The organism is Pseudomonas sp. LAMO17WK12:I10 (assembly GCF_900215185.1).
GTDB lineage: Bacteria > Pseudomonadota > Gammaproteobacteria > Pseudomonadales > Pseudomonadaceae > Aquipseudomonas > Aquipseudomonas chlororaphis.
The window spans coordinates 35,598-50,757 of the sequence record NZ_OBDX01000003.1; the positions used below are offsets into that span (position 1 = coordinate 35,598).

At 66.6% G+C, this 15,160-nt stretch carries 13 protein-coding genes; 5 read left to right on the forward strand and 8 right to left on the reverse strand.

Going from position 1 to position 15,160, the window contains the following annotated elements; genetic code table 11:
• Window positions 1–25: 25 nt before the first annotated feature.
• On the reverse strand, window positions 26–652 hold the full coding sequence (locus CRO75_RS04635; RefSeq protein WP_087087387.1) for a LysE family translocator: 627 nt from the start codon (window positions 650–652) through the stop codon (window positions 26–28).
• Window positions 653–798: 146 nt separating this feature from the next.
• On the opposite strand from CRO75_RS04635, the gene CRO75_RS04640 reads away from it, so the two are divergent.
• Window positions 799–1,272 (forward strand): Lrp/AsnC family transcriptional regulator, encoded by a 474-nt coding sequence (locus tag CRO75_RS04640; RefSeq protein ID WP_009051665.1) that lies wholly within the window; start codon window positions 799–801, stop codon window positions 1,270–1,272.
• 141 nt (window positions 1,273–1,413) lie between these two features.
• Here CRO75_RS04640 and lpdA read toward each other — a convergent pair whose 3' ends face one another.
• The 7 genes from lpdA to CRO75_RS04675 form a co-directional block, all read right to left on the reverse strand.
• Window positions 1,414–2,814 (reverse strand): dihydrolipoyl dehydrogenase, encoded by a 1,401-nt coding sequence (gene lpdA / locus CRO75_RS04645; protein WP_097134582.1) that lies wholly within the window; start codon window positions 2,812–2,814, stop codon window positions 1,414–1,416.
• Window positions 2,815–3,045: 231 nt separating this feature from the next.
• Complete coding sequence (locus CRO75_RS04650; RefSeq protein WP_007927638.1) at window positions 3,046–3,978, reverse strand: phosphatidate cytidylyltransferase; 933 nt, start codon at window positions 3,976–3,978, stop codon at window positions 3,046–3,048.
• A 1-nt stretch (window position 3,979) separates the two neighbouring features.
• Window positions 3,980–4,603 carry a lysophospholipid acyltransferase family protein gene (locus CRO75_RS04655; RefSeq protein WP_062824171.1) on the reverse strand — a complete coding sequence of 208 codons (624 nt, stop codon included), beginning with the start codon at window positions 4,601–4,603 and terminating at the stop codon, window positions 3,980–3,982.
• A gap of 9 nt (window positions 4,604–4,612) precedes the next feature.
• On the reverse strand, window positions 4,613–5,068 hold the full coding sequence (locus tag CRO75_RS04660) for a hypothetical protein (protein ID WP_009041424.1): 456 nt from the start codon (window positions 5,066–5,068) through the stop codon (window positions 4,613–4,615).
• Window positions 5,058–6,401, reverse strand: a complete 1,344-nt coding sequence (locus CRO75_RS04665) for a phosphatase PAP2/dual specificity phosphatase family protein (protein WP_097134722.1) — start codon at window positions 6,399–6,401, stop codon at window positions 5,058–5,060. Before CRO75_RS04665 ends, CRO75_RS04660 begins: the two co-directional genes overlap by 11 nt.
• Window positions 6,401–8,158 carry a bifunctional alpha/beta hydrolase/class I SAM-dependent methyltransferase gene (locus CRO75_RS04670; RefSeq protein ID WP_097134583.1) on the reverse strand — a complete coding sequence of 586 codons (1,758 nt, stop codon included), beginning with the start codon at window positions 8,156–8,158 and terminating at the stop codon, window positions 6,401–6,403. Before CRO75_RS04670 ends, CRO75_RS04665 begins: the two co-directional genes overlap by 1 nt.
• Window positions 8,159–8,168: 10 nt before the next feature.
• Window positions 8,169–8,822, reverse strand: a complete 654-nt coding sequence (locus tag CRO75_RS04675; RefSeq protein ID WP_009041421.1) for a CDP-alcohol phosphatidyltransferase family protein — start codon at window positions 8,820–8,822, stop codon at window positions 8,169–8,171.
• Between the two features lie 240 nt (window positions 8,823–9,062).
• On the opposite strand from CRO75_RS04675, the gene CRO75_RS04680 reads away from it, so the two are divergent.
• The 4 genes from CRO75_RS04680 to CRO75_RS04695 are packed head-to-tail and all read left to right on the forward strand — an operon-like array spanning window position 9,063 to window position 15,026.
• Window positions 9,063–11,030: a protease modulator HflK gene (locus tag CRO75_RS04680; protein ID WP_097134584.1), complete on the forward strand. Its 1,968-nt coding sequence runs from the start codon at window positions 9,063–9,065 to the stop codon at window positions 11,028–11,030.
• Window positions 11,027–12,070, forward strand: coding sequence for a protease modulator HflC (locus CRO75_RS04685; protein WP_007927627.1), 1,044 nt, complete (start codon window positions 11,027–11,029; stop codon window positions 12,068–12,070). Before CRO75_RS04680 ends, CRO75_RS04685 begins: the two co-directional genes overlap by 4 nt.
• Window positions 12,067–13,125, forward strand: coding sequence for a protease modulator HflK (locus CRO75_RS04690; protein ID WP_097134585.1), 1,059 nt, complete (start codon window positions 12,067–12,069; stop codon window positions 13,123–13,125). The genes CRO75_RS04685 and CRO75_RS04690 overlap by 4 nt, the downstream gene beginning before the upstream one ends.
• Window positions 13,122–15,026 (forward strand): cation-translocating P-type ATPase, encoded by a 1,905-nt coding sequence (locus tag CRO75_RS04695; protein ID WP_097134586.1) that lies wholly within the window; start codon window positions 13,122–13,124, stop codon window positions 15,024–15,026. The genes CRO75_RS04690 and CRO75_RS04695 overlap by 4 nt, the downstream gene beginning before the upstream one ends.
• Window positions 15,027–15,160 lie beyond the last annotated feature (134 nt).

Sequence of the window (15,160 nt, forward strand, 5' to 3'; positions counted from 1 at the left end):
TGCGGCAGCAGCTACAGGGTCTGCTTCAGGCCTGTTGCACGAAAGTCAGGCGCACGGCGAAGCCGATCAGCAGGCTGCCGAACAGCCATTGCTGGACCCGCTGGGCGGCGCGGTTGTGCGCCAGCCAGCGGCCGATCCAGGCGCCGGCCAGGGCGTAGGCGCTGTCGAACAGCAACCCCACCAATACCAGCAGCAAACCGAGGCTGGCGAACTGCGCGGCCACGGGGCCGGCCTGCGGGTCGATGAACTGGGGCAGCAGCACCGAGCAGAACAGCAGCGCCTTGGGGTTGAGCAGGTTGGTCAGCAGGCCGCGGCGGATCGCTTCGCGCCAGCGTAGGGCGCTCGCGGCCTCGCCATCCTGCAGGCTGGGCAGCAGGTTGGCCCGCAGGCATTGCACGCCGAGCCACAACAGGTAGGCGGCCCCGCCCAGGCGCACCACCTCGAAGGTCCAGGGCGCGGCCTTGAACAGGGCGGCCAGGCCCAATGCCGCCAGCGCCACATGACAGCCCCGGGCAATCGCCAGGCCCACCGCGGTGGCCAGCGCCAGGCCCTTGCCCTGGCGGGCGCCGGTTTGCAGCAGGAGGATCATGTCGGGGCCGGGCAGCAGATAGACCACCGCCAATGCCAGGAAAAACATCCACAGTTGCGCCACCTTGCCACTCCCTTTCGTTGTCGATTCGGTAGGTAGAGTCTAGGGCCGAAGGGCTGGGCAGGTGCTTGCGTAGTCAGCCAGCAAGGAGGTGGAAATGGGCATAATCTTCCACCTGGACATGGAGTGACTATCGGAAAATGCCAAAAATGAAACTGGACGCCTACGACCGCAAGATTCTCGCCGCCCTGCAGCGCGACGGCCGCCTGAGCAACGTGCAACTGGCGGAGGAGATCGGCCTGTCTCCTTCGCCCTGCCTGCGCCGGGTACGGATGCTGGAAGAAGCCGGGGTGATTCGCGGCTACCAGGCCAACCTCGATCGCGATGAAGTGGGCCTGGGGCTGACGGTGTTCGTCGGGGTCAAGGTCGAGCGGCACACCGACGAGCATTCCGAAGCCTTCCACAAGGCGGTGACGGCGCTGCCTGAGGTGCTTTCGGCGTTCCTGGTGTCTGGCGAGTCGGACTTCCTGCTGCAGGTGGTGGTGCCGGACCTGCGCGCCTACGACCGTTTTCTCACCGGCAGCCTGCTGAAACTGCCGGGCGTCAGCGATATCCGCAGCAACTTCGCGATCCACACGGTGAAAACCCCAGGCGCGCTGCCGCTGGGGCATTTACCGGCCTGACGCGATCATCTGTAGCCGCTGCCGAAGGCTCGGACCGCGTTCGGACGATAAGGCCGAAGGCCTTCGGCGATCTTGAGAGCTTGCGCGCCCTTCGGTCGCGATCGCAGCCTGCGGCAGCGGCTACAGGGGCGGGACCGGGCTCTACATCTGCGTCGCCATTCCCTCGACATCCATCGCTGCCTGGCGCAACGCCTCGGAGCGGGTCGGGTGTGGGTGGCAGGTCAGGGCGATGTCTTCGGCCGAGGCGGAAAACTCCATGGCCACGCAGTATTCACCGATCATTTCGCTGACGCTCGGTCCTACTAAATGCACGCCGAGGATTTCATCGGTCTGCGCGTCCGCCAGGACCTTGGCGAAACCTTCGGTCTCGTGGTTGATCTTGGCCCGGCTGTTGGCCGTGAAAGGGAACTTGCCGGCCTTGTAGGCCCGGCCCTCGGCCTTGAGCTGCTCTTCGGTCTTGCCGACGCTGGCCAGCTCCGGCTTGGTGTAGATCACACTGGGGATCAGGTTGTAGTTCACTTCGCCGGCCTTGCCGACGATCTGCTCGATGCAGGCCATGGCCTCGTCCTCGGCCTTGTGGGCCAGCATCGGCCCGGACGTGACGTCGCCAATCACCCACACGCCGGGAGCCTCGGTGCGGTGCTGGCGGTTGGCGAGCATGCCGCGCGGGTCGGTGCTCAGGCCGACGTTCTCCAACCCCAGGCCCTGGGTATAAGGCCGGCGCCCGATGGCTACCAGCACATAGTCGGCTTCCAGCAGCTCCGCGGTGCCGCCCGCTGCCGGCTCGATACTCAACTGCACGCCATTGGCCGAGGTGCTGGCGCTGCTGACCTTGGTGCCGAGCCTGAAGGCGATCCCCTGCTTGGCCAGGGCCCGTTGCAGGGTCTTGCCGGCCTCGCCATCGACCCCGGGGCAGATGCGGTCCAGGTACTCGACCACCGTCACCTGGGCCCCCAGGCGCCGCCAGACCGAACCCAGCTCCAGGCCGATCACCCCGGCGCCGATCACCACCAGGTGCCGGGGCACTTCGCCGAGAGACAGCGCGCCGGTGGAGTCGAGGATGCGTCGGTTGTCGATCTCCACCCCGGGCAGTGGCGTCGGCTCGGAGCCGGTGGCGATCACGATGTCCCTGGCCTGCAACCGGGTCTTGCCGCCGGCGCTGTCGGTGACCGTGACCTGGCCGGGGCCGTCGATATGGCCCCAGCCCTTGATCCAGTCGACCTTGTTCTTGCGAAACAGGAACTCGATGCCCTTGGTCAGGCCGGCCACGCTGTCGTTCTTCTGCTTCATCATCTGGGCGAGGTTGAGGCTGGGCTGGACCTCGATGCCCAGTTCGGCGAATTCCTTGCCCATGGCCGCGTCGTATAGCTCCGAGGCGTGCAGCAAAGCCTTGGACGGCATGCAGCCGACGTTCAGGCAGGTGCCGCCGAGGGTGGCGCGACCTTCGACGCAGGCGGCCTTGAGGCCCAGCTGGCCGGCGCGAATGGCGGCGTTGTAGCCACCGGGACCCCCACCGAGGATGACGACGTCGTAGCTGCTCATGGCTGTTCTCCTGCGATCGCAAAGAAGAGTTTAAAGGTAGTCGAGCAAAAAATTATGACCGTAATATGGGCGTGCGAAGGGCGGGCGGTCAAGGAGAGGAATTCATATTTGCTGTAGGCGCGGCCGGTTGATGCTTGATTGCTCGCGATGCGGCCAATGCGGTTTAGCGACAAGACCGTATTGGCTGCATCGTGAGCAAGCTTCGCTCCTACAGAAGAAGGGTGTGGGTGTTCAGGTCCACCAGTAGCGCACGAGGTGGAAGAAGATCGGCGCGGCGAAACACACCGAGTCCAGGCGGTCGAGCATGCCGCCGTGGCCTTCGATCATGTGGCCCCAGTCCTTCACCCCGCGGTCGCGCTTGATCGCCGACATGACGATGCCGCCGGCGAAGCCCAGCAGGTTGATCAGCAGGGCGATCAGGAACGACTGCCAGATAGTGAACGGGGTGATCCACCACAGCGCGCCGCCGATCAGCGAGGCCAGGAGGATGCCGCCGACAAAACCTTCCACGGTCTTGGATGGCGACAGCCGCGGGGCGATCTTGCGTTTGCCGAAGAGTTTTCCACAGACGTACTGCAACACGTCCGACATCTGCACCACGATCACCAGGTAAGCGATCAGCAGCAGGTTGCGCCCTTCGTAGCCGGCGATATCCAGGGTCAGCAGCGCCGGCACGAACGACACGCAGAACACCGCGATCATCAGCCCCCACTGGACCTTGGAGGCACGTTCCAGGAAGTGCGTGCTGTCGCCGCCCAGGGACGCGAGGATCGGCAGCAGCAGGAACACATAGACCGGGATGAAGATCGAGAACAGCCCGTACCAGTCGAAGTAGATCAGCAGGTATTGCACCGGCAGGGCCAGGTAGAACGCCGCCACCAGCGCCGGGTAGTCGCTGCGTCGGGTCGGCATCAGGGTCAGGAACTCGCGCAGGGCGTAGAAGGACACCGCGTAGAACAGCAGGATCACCGCGCTGGTGCCGAGCCAGAAGGCGATGCCGATCACCAGCACCATCACCCACCAGGCGTTGATGCGCGCATTGAGGTTATCGATCACCGAGCTCGGCGCGCCACGGCTGCGCAGCTTGAGCAGAAAACCGATCAGCGAGGCCAGCACCAGTACCGCGCCGATCCCGCCGAACAACATCAGGGTTTGCCTATCCATCTCAAGAATGCTCCGGGGCCATGGCCAGCAGCGCTGCGCGGCTGCGTTCGAGGAAGTGCTCTTTGCTTTCGCCGTCCTCGAGGGACAGCGGCGCGCCGAAGCTGGTGGTACATAACAGCGGCAGGGGCAGGAAACGGCCCTTGGGCATCACACGGTTGAGGTTGGCGATCCACACCGGGATCACCTGGGCCTGTGGGTAACTTTTCGCCAGATGGTAGAGGCCGCTCTTGAACGGCAGCAGGCCTTCCTCCTCCAGGTTGCGCGTGCCTTCGGGGAAGATGATCAGCGAATCGCCGTTGGCCAGGGCGTCGAGCATCGGCTGCAAGGGGTTATCCACAGGCTCCTTGCGCTCGCGGTCGATCAGCACGCCGTTGAACACGCGGTTGATGATGTAGCGGCGCAGGGGGCGGGTCTGCCAGTAATCGGCGCCGGCCACCGGCCGCGTCACCTTGCGCAGCGCGGGCGGAAGCGAGGCCCAGAGCAGCACGAAGTCGCCGTGGCTGCTGTGGTTGGCGAAGTAGATGCGTTGCACCGCCTGCGGCCCGCAGCCGAGCCACAGGCTGCGCGCCCCGGTGATGGTACGGGCGGCGGAGGTGATGAGGGTGGCGACCAGGGGTTCGAGCATGAGAATTCCTTATCCGGCGACGGCCAGCCAGGGGCTGGCCAGGATGAAGCCCAGTGTCAGCAGTACTTGCGCCGCCAGCAGCCAGGCCTGGCGACGCAACAGGTTGAGGGCGCCGTGGCTGCGTTGTTGCCACGGGCGGCCGCCGGCGTTCGCCGGTTGCAGGTTGAGGGCGCTCAGCGCCTGGTCCAGGGCGGCGCTGCGCTCGGCCAGCGGCAGCGGGCTGTCCGCCACTCGCTGGAACAGCTCGGCATCGAAGGCCACCCGCAGCGCCCAGTACTTTTGCAGCAAGCCCAGCACCAGCAGGGCAACACTCAGGACGATGGCCCAGGGAGCGGACACGCCGAGCAACCACTGACCGAAGCCGAGCAGGGCGCCGAGCAGGCTCAGGCCTGTGGATAACAGGTCCAGCGAATGCCCGCGGCGCAACAGGCTGGCCACCGCATGCAGTTCCATATCAGTGGCCATGGGCGCTCCCCTGGGCTGTGGATAAAGGCTCCAGGGCCTTGCGGTGTGCGGGTTGCAGGACGATCTGCGGGCGTGCGCGGCGGATCTGCACGATGGCCGCATCGACGCTGGCGGCGCGGCCTGTGTACAACAGCCACGCGGCCACGGCGGTGGCGCTGCGCGAATAACCCAGGGCGCAGCAGACCAGCAACGGCGCGTGCTCGCGCAGGCTTTCGATGGCTTGCGCGGCCTCGCGGCATTGCTCGGTGGTGGGCGCGGTCAGGTCGAGCACCGGCACGCAGCGATAGGCCAGGTGGCGACCGTCCATGGACAGTTCGGCGCACAGGTCGAGCACCGCGCTGAACGGGCTGTCCTGCAGCTCGCCCGGGGTCGGGATACGCCCCAGCCAGACGTTATCCACAACCTCGTCGGGCTGTGGATGCTGGCGTGTCCACAGCCGGGAATTGATCCAGGCCGCCGCCAGATAAGGCGCCAGCAGCCAGCGCGTGGCGTTGCCCAGGCGGCCGTCCGCGCCCTTCTGGAAACCCTTGGCGTCGAACAGCCCATAGTTCAACGCCACCAGCAGCAGGGCCACCGCCGGCCATAGCAGCCACAGCCAGGCCCCGCCGCAGATGAAGGCCGGGATGGCGAGCGCCACGGCGCCGAGGGCGTAGCGCAACGCCAGGCGCCAGCGCTGGCGGTCGCGGGCCAGGCGCAGGTTGTGCAGCATCCCTGGGCGGTCCAGCGGCCACAGCCAGACGCACAGCCAACCGGCCAGGGCGCCTGTGGGCACGTCGATAAAGTGGTGTTGATAAGTGGTCAGCACCGACACGCCGATCAGCGCGAACCAGCCGTGCACCAGCCAGCGCCAGGCGCCCTGGACATGCCGCGCGTAGCAGACCCACAGCACCACCAGCAGCGCGATGTGCAGTGACGGCGCCTGATTGAACGGCTTGTCGAAGCCGGCCAGCACGTCGAACAGCCAGCCGAACAGGCCATCCAGTTCCGGGCGCTGGAAGGTGAAACGCAGCGGCCAGAGCAGGAAGCAACTGACGGCGATGGCTTGCGCGGTCAGCAGCCGCAGGGCGTGGCGCTTGAGCTCTTCGCGGCTGGTGGGCAACAGCAGGGAAAAGCCGTACAGCAGGTCGATCGACCAGTAGGGCACGATGCTCCAGGCCCAGAACGGCATCTGCCGCTCCCAGTCGAACACCAGGCTGCCGACCTCGGCGCGTTGCGCGGTGACCCAGGTGGCGAAGCCGTAGGTGCCGAAAAACAGTGGCGCCAGCAGCAACAGCCAGAGCACCGCGGGTTTCAGCAGGCCGGGCTCGCGGGTGTATGTCGCGGCGACCGTCATCATTGCACCCGCTGCGCCAGCGACACGCTGAAAATGCCCCACTGATCGACGCGCAGGGTGATCCGGCGGAACCCCGCGGCTTCCACCAGTTGGTCCATCTCGGCCTGGGTCCGGCGACGCATGACCCAGGCCTGGCCCGCGCGGTGGCTGGTCAGGGCGCGAGCGATCAGCTCCAGCTGCGGGTGCCACGGTTGCCCGGTGTAGACCAGGTAACCGCCAGGCTCCACGGCGGCGGCCAGGCCCGCCAGGGAATCGCTGACCATCTGGTTGTCGGCGAACAGCTCGTACAGGCCGGAGACCACCGCCAGCGTCGGTTTGGGCGCCAGGGCCGCGAGGTCGTCGCGGTCGAAGGCGTCGGCTTTGACGAAGCGGGCAATCTCGCCCAGGCCTTTCTCGGCGATCAACGCGCTGCCGTCGCGCACGTTGATGTCGCTGTAGTCGCGCAGCAGGATCGACTCCGGCAGCGGGCTGACCCCCTGCAAGGCTTCGAGAATGTAGCGCCCGTGGCCGGCGGCGATGTCGACGATGCGCACTTCGCGCTGCTCGGCGCGCAGTTTTTCCATGGCCAGGCGCAGCAGTTCTTCCACATGCAGCTTGCGTTGGCGAATACCGCGCCAGCCGATGGAGTCCAGGTAGTTGCGGTCGATCATCCGGCCCAGGGCCGAGGTGCCGGTCGCTTGGTTGCGGTACACGTAGTCCAGGGTGCTGCCGGAGTCGAAACCGCTGTCGAAACCCAGCTTGACCCCGGCCGAGAGCTGGCTGCCCAGGCGCATGCTGGCGCGGGTCATGCGCCAGTACAGGTCACGCAGGGAGTTATGCGGCAGGGGCGCCGCCAGCGCCTCGGACTCGGCGCAGGTCAGGCCCAGGCGGTCGGCGTCGAGCAGGGCAGGGCGGTTCAGCGGTCGCGCGAAGTTCTGCAGGATGAAGCGCCGGGCGCTGGCGACGGCCGGGGCCCGGGCCTTCTCGCCGAGGGTGTCGTGGAAGAAGCCCGGCAGGATGTGTTTTTCCTTGTGCAGGCTGCCCAGGCGCTCGAAGAACTGCTCCTGGGGCCGGCGATGGACGACGAAGTCGGCGCCGGAGATCAGCAACTGGGTCGGCACCTGGATTGCCTGGGCATCGGCCACCACCCGTTCGGCGGCTTCGTACAGGCCGAGCAGCACGTTCACCGAGATCGCCTTGGTGATCAGCGGGTCGCTGTCATAGGAGGCCACGCGCGCCGGGTCGTGGCTGAGGAAGCGCGCCTTGACGTAGCTGTTGACGAAAAAGTTGCCGCGAAAACGCCGCATCAGCGCCAGGCCCGGGCGGGCGAAAGGCACGTAGAGCTTGACCTTGAACGCCGGCGACGCCAGCACCAGGGCGCGGATGCGCGGCGCGTAATCGTGGACCCAGGTGGCGGCAATTACCGCGCCGACGCTCTGGGCCACCACGGCCATGTGTTCTTCGTCGATGCCGTGGCTGGCCCGCAGGTGATCGCAGAAGGTCTGCACGTCGCGCACGCTGGTGGCGAAGCTCGGGCTGTCGCCCCGGGCGCCGGGCGATTGGCCGTGGCCGCGGGCATCCCAGGCGAAGAAATCGAAGGCCGGCAGGTCCAGTTCGTCCACCAGGTGGGCGATGCGCGCGGAGTGTTCATGACCACGGTGGAACAGCAGCACGGCCTGGCGCGGGGCGTCCGAGGGGGCGGCGGTGGCCGGCCAGTGGCGGTAGAACAGCTCGACGCCGTCGTGGGTGGTGAAGGTCTGGTGGAGAGCTTCGCGCATGGCAACTTCCTTATTCCGAGGGGGCGTTTTGCTGGACTTCTTGTCGTTGGGTGTCTTGCTGTTGTACGTCGAGCAGGCCCTGTCGGACCCGGTTGATCAAGGTGTAGACCAACAACGCGGCGACCAGCGCCAGCACGCCGTTGATCCAGGCGGCGCTCAGCCAGCCCAGGGCGATGCCGGTGGCCAGCACGCCGAGCACGAACGCCCGGTCGCTCTTGCCCATGGGCCCGTCGTAGCGGCGGGAGGCACCGATCATCGGCCCCAGCACGCCGGCGTATTCGCTGAACAGCGCCAGCAGCGTGACCAACAGGACCAGCGGCAGGCTGACGCCGGCAATCAGTGCGAAGGGCAGGATTAGCGCACTGTCGGCAATCACGTCGCACAATTCGTTGAGGTAGGCGCCCAGGCGCGATTGCTGGCCGAATTCCCGGGCCAGCATGCCGTCGATAGCGTTCAGCGCCATGCGCAGGATCATCCACAGCGGGATCAGGATAAACAGCCAGAGGTGGCTGGCGAAGCTGGCGATCAGGGCGCCCACCAGCACCGAAATCACTCCCGCCAGCACGGTGATCTGGTTGGCCGTGGTGCCATTGTCGTACAGGCGCTGGACCCATGGCCGCAGCAGGTTCTGGAAGCGCGGTTTGAGCTGGTAGATGGAGAGCATGGCTGGACGTTTCCTTGTCACAAATTGGGCCACGGATTATGGCCACAGATCTCGCGGGCTGGCATCAGCACAGCAGCGGTTTTCCCTGGGTTTGTGACGCGCCCATGGCAAATAAAGGCATAGGTAAGGGACAAAAATTTCACTACTATCGTTATATCGTAACGATTTGTGACAAATACAGCGGCCTGCCGGAGAGTTATCCACAGGCCGGAATGGGTTAACGACCAGCGTTGGGGTGCTATGCAAGTCGATCTTGAGACTGAAGGGGCGGGGGTCGAAGCCTTGCCGAGGTTTCAGCGGGCGGCCTTTCACGAACGCCGTCTGAAGCGTTGGGGCATCGGGCTGGCGGGGCTGGCCGGGGTGGGGCTGGTGTTGGCGTTTTTCGTCGGCCTGTTTGCCCCGCAATCCTTATGGCCGGCGTTGCTGGTCAATCTGGCCGCGGCCTTGCTGGTGCTGGTCGGCGGCCTGCAGGCGGCGGGCTGGGTCAGTGCCTGGCGCGCGGGTGCGTTACGGGCGCCGGAGGAGGCGCCGAGCCCGGAGCCGGTTGCGGATGAACCGCTATCCGACGACGGCTGGTACGAGCGGCTGCTGGAGGGCATCAGCCGGCGTTGGTCCAGTGTGTTGGCGCAGATCGGCGCGCCGACCTTGTGGCTGGGCGGTTGGGCCTTGCTGGTACTGTTGGTGATCGAGCAGACGTGGAACCTCAGCCTGCCCGTAGCGAGCCTGGGCCTGGCGGGCAATGTCGGCGCGGTGCTGGCGCTGTTGCTGGCCTTCGGTTTGCTGGTGTTCGAGCGCCAGCTGAGCCAGGAACACCCCGGCGAATGGCCGGAAGCCGCGGCGCTGGCGCAGTTGGCGCGAGTGGCGATCATCAGCCTGGTGTTGGCGGCGCTGTGCCTGTTGTTCAGCAGCGACACGGCGCTCTGGCCGGTGCGCCTGGGCGTGCTGATCGGCGTGTTGCCGGGGCTGGTGGCCCTGGAGTTCCTGCTGCGTGCGGTGCTTTCGCTGTTCAGCCCGCGTCGCGCGCAACTGGAGCCGCGCATGCTGGCCCACAGCGTGGTCGCCGATCTGCTGCGCTGGCCGCCGCAACCCTTGCTGGCCTTGCAGCACGAATTGCACAACCGCTTCGGCATCGACCTGCGGCAGATCTGGGCCTTCACTTATATGCGCCGCGCGTTCCTGCCGGTGCTGCTGGTGGTGCTCGGGGTGGGCTGGCTGCTCACTGGCCTGCATGAAGTGCCGTTGCAGGGGCGGGGCATCTACGAGCGTTTCGGCAAGCCGGTGGCGGTCTTTGGGCCGGGTTTTCACGCAGGGCTGCCTTGGCCGCTGGGCCGGGTGCTGAGTGTCGAGAACGGCGTGGTGCACGAGCTGGCCACCAGCGTCGGCGAAGTGCCCGGCGTGATCGAACCGGCCTCCGCCGAAGGGCCGCCACCGCTGGTGGCCAACCGCTTGTGGGACGCCAGCCATGTCAACGACAAGTCCCAGGTGATTGCCAGCGGCGCTGCCGACAAGCAGAGCTTCCAGATCGTCAATATGGACGTGCGCTTCGTCTATCGCATCGGCCTGAGCGATCAGGCGGCCCTGGCGGCGACTTACAACAGCGCCGACATCCCGATGCTGATCCGCAGCACCGCCAGCCGCATCCTGGTCCACGACTTCGCCTCGCGCACCCTCGACGGCCTGCTGGGCGAAGACCGTACCAACCTGGCCGAGGATATCGGCCGCGCGGTGCAGGCCGACCTGGAGAAACTCGACAGCGGGGTGGAGATTCTCGCCACCGTGGTCGAGGCCATTCACCCGCCGGCCGGCGCCGCCAATGCTTATCACGGCGTCCAGGCCGCGCAGATCGGCGCCCAGGCGCTGATCTCCCGCGAGCGCGGCGCGGCCAGCGAGCAGACCAACCAGGCACAGTTGCAGGCCAGCATCGCTCGCGATCAGGCCCAGGCCACGGCCCATGAAGTGCAGGCCACGGCGCAAGCGGCCGACCTGCGGTTCAGCGCCGAGCAAAAGGCCTATGCCAGCGCCGGCCAGGCATTCGTGCTGGAGCAGTATTTGAGCCAGCTGAGCCAGGGCCTGCGCAACGCCAAGTTGCTGGTGCTCGATCATCGCCTGGGTGGCGCCGACGCACCGACCCTCGACCTGCGTACATTCACTTTGCCGACCGAGCCTTCGGTACCGGGTAACACCGCTCAGCCAGGAGCCGTCCATTGAGCCAGTCCCATTCCCACGATCATCAGGATCACGCCGGCCACGATCACGGCCACGGCGGCCATCACCACGGACACCATCATCACCACCACGGCGCGCCGGAAGAGGCGGGGCCCTTTCCCTGGCGGCGCATGGCCTGGGCGCTGTTGCTGGTGTTGTTCGCCGTCGCCGCGGCGAGCCTGGTGCAAGTGCGCTCCGGCGAAGCCACGGTGATTACCCGTTTCGGCAACCCGGCGCGGGTGTTGCTGGAACCGGGCCTCGGCTGGCGCTGGCCGGCACCGTTCGAGGCGGCGATCCCGGTGGACCTGCGCCTGCGCACCACCTCCAGCGGTTTGCAGGATGTGGGTACCCGCGACGGTCTGCGCATCATCGTCCAGGCCTATGTGGCGTGGCAGGTGCAGGGCGATGCGGACAACGTGAAGCGCTTTATGCGCGCGGTGCAGAACCAGCCGGACGAAGCGGCGCGACAGATCCGCACCTTTGTCGGCTCGGCCCTGGAAACCACCGCCAGTAGTTTTGACCTGGCCAATCTGGTGAACACCGATGCCAGCAAGGTGCGCATCGCCGACTTCGAAGCCCAGTTGCGCAAACAGATCGAACAGCAGTTGCTGAGCACTTATGGCGTGCGTGTGCTGCAAGTTGGCGTCGAGCGCCTGACCCTGCCCTCCGTGACCTTGACCGCCACCGTCGACCGCATGCGCGCCGAGCGTGAAACCATCGCCACCGAACGCACGGCCATCGGCAAGCGCGAAGCGGCGCAAATCCGTTCCGCCGCCGAGCGCGATGCGCGCATCGTTCAGGCTGATGCCACGGTGAAAGCCGCGGACATCGAAGCGCAATCGCGGGTGCAGGCGGCGGAGATCTACGGCCGCGCCTATGCCGGATCGCCGCAGCTGTACAACCTGCTGCGTTCGCTGGACACCTTGGGCACGGTGGTGACCCCAGGCACCAAGCTGATTCTGCGCACCGATGCCGCGCCGTTCCGGGTGCTGGTGGACGGGCCACCGACGCTCGGCAATAAAGCCGCCGGGTCGCAACCATGAGTTTGGTTCCACGTGGAACACATGAACTGGGCAGCCCATGGATTCAGGCCGGTCGCCTGGCGTTTCTCGCCTTGTATGCGGTGACCGTGCTGGCAGCCCTGGCCTGGGCGTTTTCCAATGTGCGGCAGATCGATCCACAGAGCCGCGCGGTAGTCCTGCATTTTGGTGCCCTGAATCGCATCCAGAACGCCGGCTTGTTACTGGCCTGGCCGCAGCCGTTCGAACAGGTGGTGCTGTTGCCCGCCGCAGACCGGGTGATCGAACGCCGGGTGGAAAGCCTGCTGCGTTCCGATGCGGCCTTAAAGGGTGACAAGGTGGCCAGTTTCGCCGTACCGCTGAGCGATGCCCTGGCCGGCTCCGGTTATCTGCTGACCGGCGACGCCGGGGTGGTGCAACTGGATGTGCGGGTGTTCTACAAGGTCACCGAGCCTTATGCCTTTGTATTGCAGGGCGAGCATGTATTGCCGGCGCTGGATCGGCTGGTGACCCGCAGTGCCCTGGCCTTGACCGCCGCCCGCGATCTGGACACCATTTTGGTGGCGCGTCCGGAACTGATCGGGGCCGACAACCAAGCCGCCGAGCGCCGCGAACGGCTGCGCGGTGATCTGGTGCAAGGCATCAATCAGCGCCTGGCGGATCTGGCGGCGACCGGGCAGGGGATTGGCATCGAGGTGACTCGGGTCGACGTCCAGTCCAGTTTGCCGGGGCCCGCGGTCAGCGCCTTCAATGCGGTATTGACTGCCAGCCAGCAGGCCGACAAGGCGGTGGCCAATGCCCGCACCGAAGCCGAAAAACTCACGCAAACCGCCAACGAACAGGCCGACCGCACCTTGCAGGTGGCGCACGCCCAGGCCGGTGAGCGCCTGGCCAAGGCCCAGGCCGATACCGCGACCATCCAGGGCCTGGCCCAGGCGCAACGCAACGGCACCGACCCGGAAATGCTCTTGCGTATCTACCGTGAGCGCTTGCCGAAGATCCTTGGGCAGGCCGGCTCGGTGACCACGGTCAATCCCAAAGACGATTCCCGCCTGATCATTCAGGGAGCCCAACCATGACTGTTCACACCCATGCCGCCGCGCCGGCGAGCATGCTCACCTCTGCCGAACAACGCAGCGCCGCGCGTCAGCTGACCCTGGCCATGCTCGCGTTGGGGCTGCTCGGCCTGGGCCTGGTCTGGCGCTGGCTGGCCCCGGAGCAGACCGGCGTCAGCCAGTTACTGCTGGGGTTCGCCTCGTTGCTGGTGGCGCTGCCGGTGATGCGTTCGGCCTGGTACAGCCTGCGTTACCCGAGCCTGCATGGCATCACCGACCAATTGATCGCCCTGGCCATGCTCGGCGCCTGGGCCACCGGCGACCTGCTGACCGCGGCGCTGTTGCCGATCATCATGATCTTCGGCCACGTGCTGGAAGAGCGCAGCGTCATCGGCTCCCAGGAAGCCATTCATGCCCTGGGCCGCTTGACCCGCAGCCATGCGCGACGGGTGCAGGCCGACGGCAGCATTCTGGAAGTGGACAACGCCACGCTCAAGGCCGGCGATATCGTCGAAGTGCGCGCCGGCGACCGGGTACCCGCCGACGGCCTGGTACTTTCCGGGCAAGCCAGCCTCGACACCGCACCGATCACTGGCGAGTCAGTGCCGCTGGAGGCCGATGTCGGCATGCAGGTGTTCGGCGGGGCGATCAACCTCGACGGCCTGTTACGCCTGGAAGTGACCCGCACCGGCCACGAATCGACCCTGGGCAAGGTCATCGCGCTGATGCAAAGCGCCGAGCGTTCCAAGCCGCCGATCACCCGTTTGCTCGAACGTTACGCCGGCAGCTACATGGTGCTGGTGTTGCTGCTGGCGGCGGTGACCTGGTTCATCACCCACGATGCCCAGGCGATGCTCGCGGTGCTGGTGGCTGCCTGTCCCTGTGCCCTGGTGCTGTCCGCGCCGGCCACGGCGATTGCCGGGATCGCCGTGGCGGCGCGGCACGGCATCCTGATTCGCAGCTCGGCGTTCCTCGAGGAACTGGCGGACCTGACCTCGCTGGTGGTGGACAAGACCGGCACCCTGACCTTCGGCACCTTGCGCCTGCAGTCCATCGATAGCCCGCGGGAAGATCGCCAGGCTTTGCTGAACCTGGCGGCGAGCCTCGGTTCGGCCAGCAGCCACCCGGTCAGCCGCGCGCTGGCCGGCCTGGTGGCCCAGGAGCATTTCCTGGTGTTGTCGGATATTCGCGAGCGCCAGGGGCTGGGAGTGGTGGCGCAGACCGAACAGGGCGAGGCCGCCCTGGGGCGCCCCGAGCTGTTCGGCCAGCTCGGTATCGCCACTACGGCAGTGCCCGAACATGACGGTCCGATTGCCGGGCTGGCGCTGAACGGTGAGTTTCTCGCCTGGCTGTTGCTGGCCGACAGCGTCAAGCCGGAAGCGCGTTTTGCCCTCGACGAGCTGCGCGAACTGGGGCTGGGCCGCCAGCTGTTGCTGACCGGTGACCGCCAGAGCGTGGCCGCCAGCCTGGCGCGGGATGTCGGCATCGGCGATGTCGAAGCCCAGGCGCTGCCGGAAGACAAACTCAAGCGCGTGCTGGGGGAAATCGACAGCGGTTTCCGGCCGATGGTGGTGGGCGACGGGATCAACGATTCCCTGGCGCTCAAGGCCGGCGTGGTCGGTGTGGCCATGGGCGCGGGCGGGGCGGACATTGCCCTGGCGTCGGCCGATATCGTGTTGATCGGCAGCGACCTGCGGCGCCTCGGCACCTGTGTGCGCCTGAGTCGCCAGTGCCGCCAGACCCTGCAGGTCAATGTGATCATCGGCCTGGGCTGGACCCTGGCCATCGTCGCCTTTGCCGCGTTCGGCTGGCTTGGCGCGGCGGGGGCGATGATCGCGGCGCTGCTGCATAACCTCAGCACCTTGCTGGTGCTGGGCAATGCCGGGCGTTTGCTGCGTTTCCAGGAGCCGTTGTTGAAGCTGTAGGGGCGGGCTTGAAGAGTCGGGTGGAAAGCGCGGGTTTGAGCGTCTGGAGCTAGAATTAAACTAGGTCGAACTGTGCGCCCGCTTGGCGGTCATCTGTGAAGAGGGCCCAGCTTCCGGGACGGTCGGCTGGCTGT

Bases quoted from the DNA above. Each gene is read 5' to 3' on its own strand.
- CRO75_RS04670 (WP_097134583.1), bottom strand. From the start codon at position 8,158: ATGCGCGAAGCTCTCCACCAGACCTTCACCACCCACGACGGCGTCGAG.
- CRO75_RS04695 (WP_097134586.1), top strand. From the start codon at position 13,122: ATGACTGTTCACACCCATGCCGCCGCGCCGGCGAGCATGCTCACCTCT.
- CRO75_RS04660 (WP_009041424.1), bottom strand. From the start codon at position 5,068: ATGGCCACTGATATGGAACTGCATGCGGTGGCCAGCCTGTTGCGCCGC.
- CRO75_RS04665 (WP_097134722.1), bottom strand. From the start codon at position 6,401: ATGACGGTCGCCGCGACATACACCCGCGAGCCCGGCCTGCTGAAACCC.
- lpdA (WP_097134582.1), bottom strand. From the start codon at position 2,814: ATGAGCAGCTACGACGTCGTCATCCTCGGTGGGGGTCCCGGTGGCTAC.
- CRO75_RS04675 (WP_009041421.1), bottom strand. From the start codon at position 8,822: ATGCTCTCCATCTACCAGCTCAAACCGCGCTTCCAGAACCTGCTGCGG.
- CRO75_RS04650 (WP_007927638.1), bottom strand. From the start codon at position 3,978: ATGGATAGGCAAACCCTGATGTTGTTCGGCGGGATCGGCGCGGTACTG.
- CRO75_RS04655 (WP_062824171.1), bottom strand. From the start codon at position 4,603: ATGCTCGAACCCCTGGTCGCCACCCTCATCACCTCCGCCGCCCGTACC.
- CRO75_RS04690 (WP_097134585.1), top strand. From the start codon at position 12,067: ATGAGTTTGGTTCCACGTGGAACACATGAACTGGGCAGCCCATGGATT.
- CRO75_RS04640 (WP_009051665.1), top strand. From the start codon at position 799: ATGAAACTGGACGCCTACGACCGCAAGATTCTCGCCGCCCTGCAGCGC.
- CRO75_RS04680 (WP_097134584.1), top strand. From the start codon at position 9,063: ATGCAAGTCGATCTTGAGACTGAAGGGGCGGGGGTCGAAGCCTTGCCG.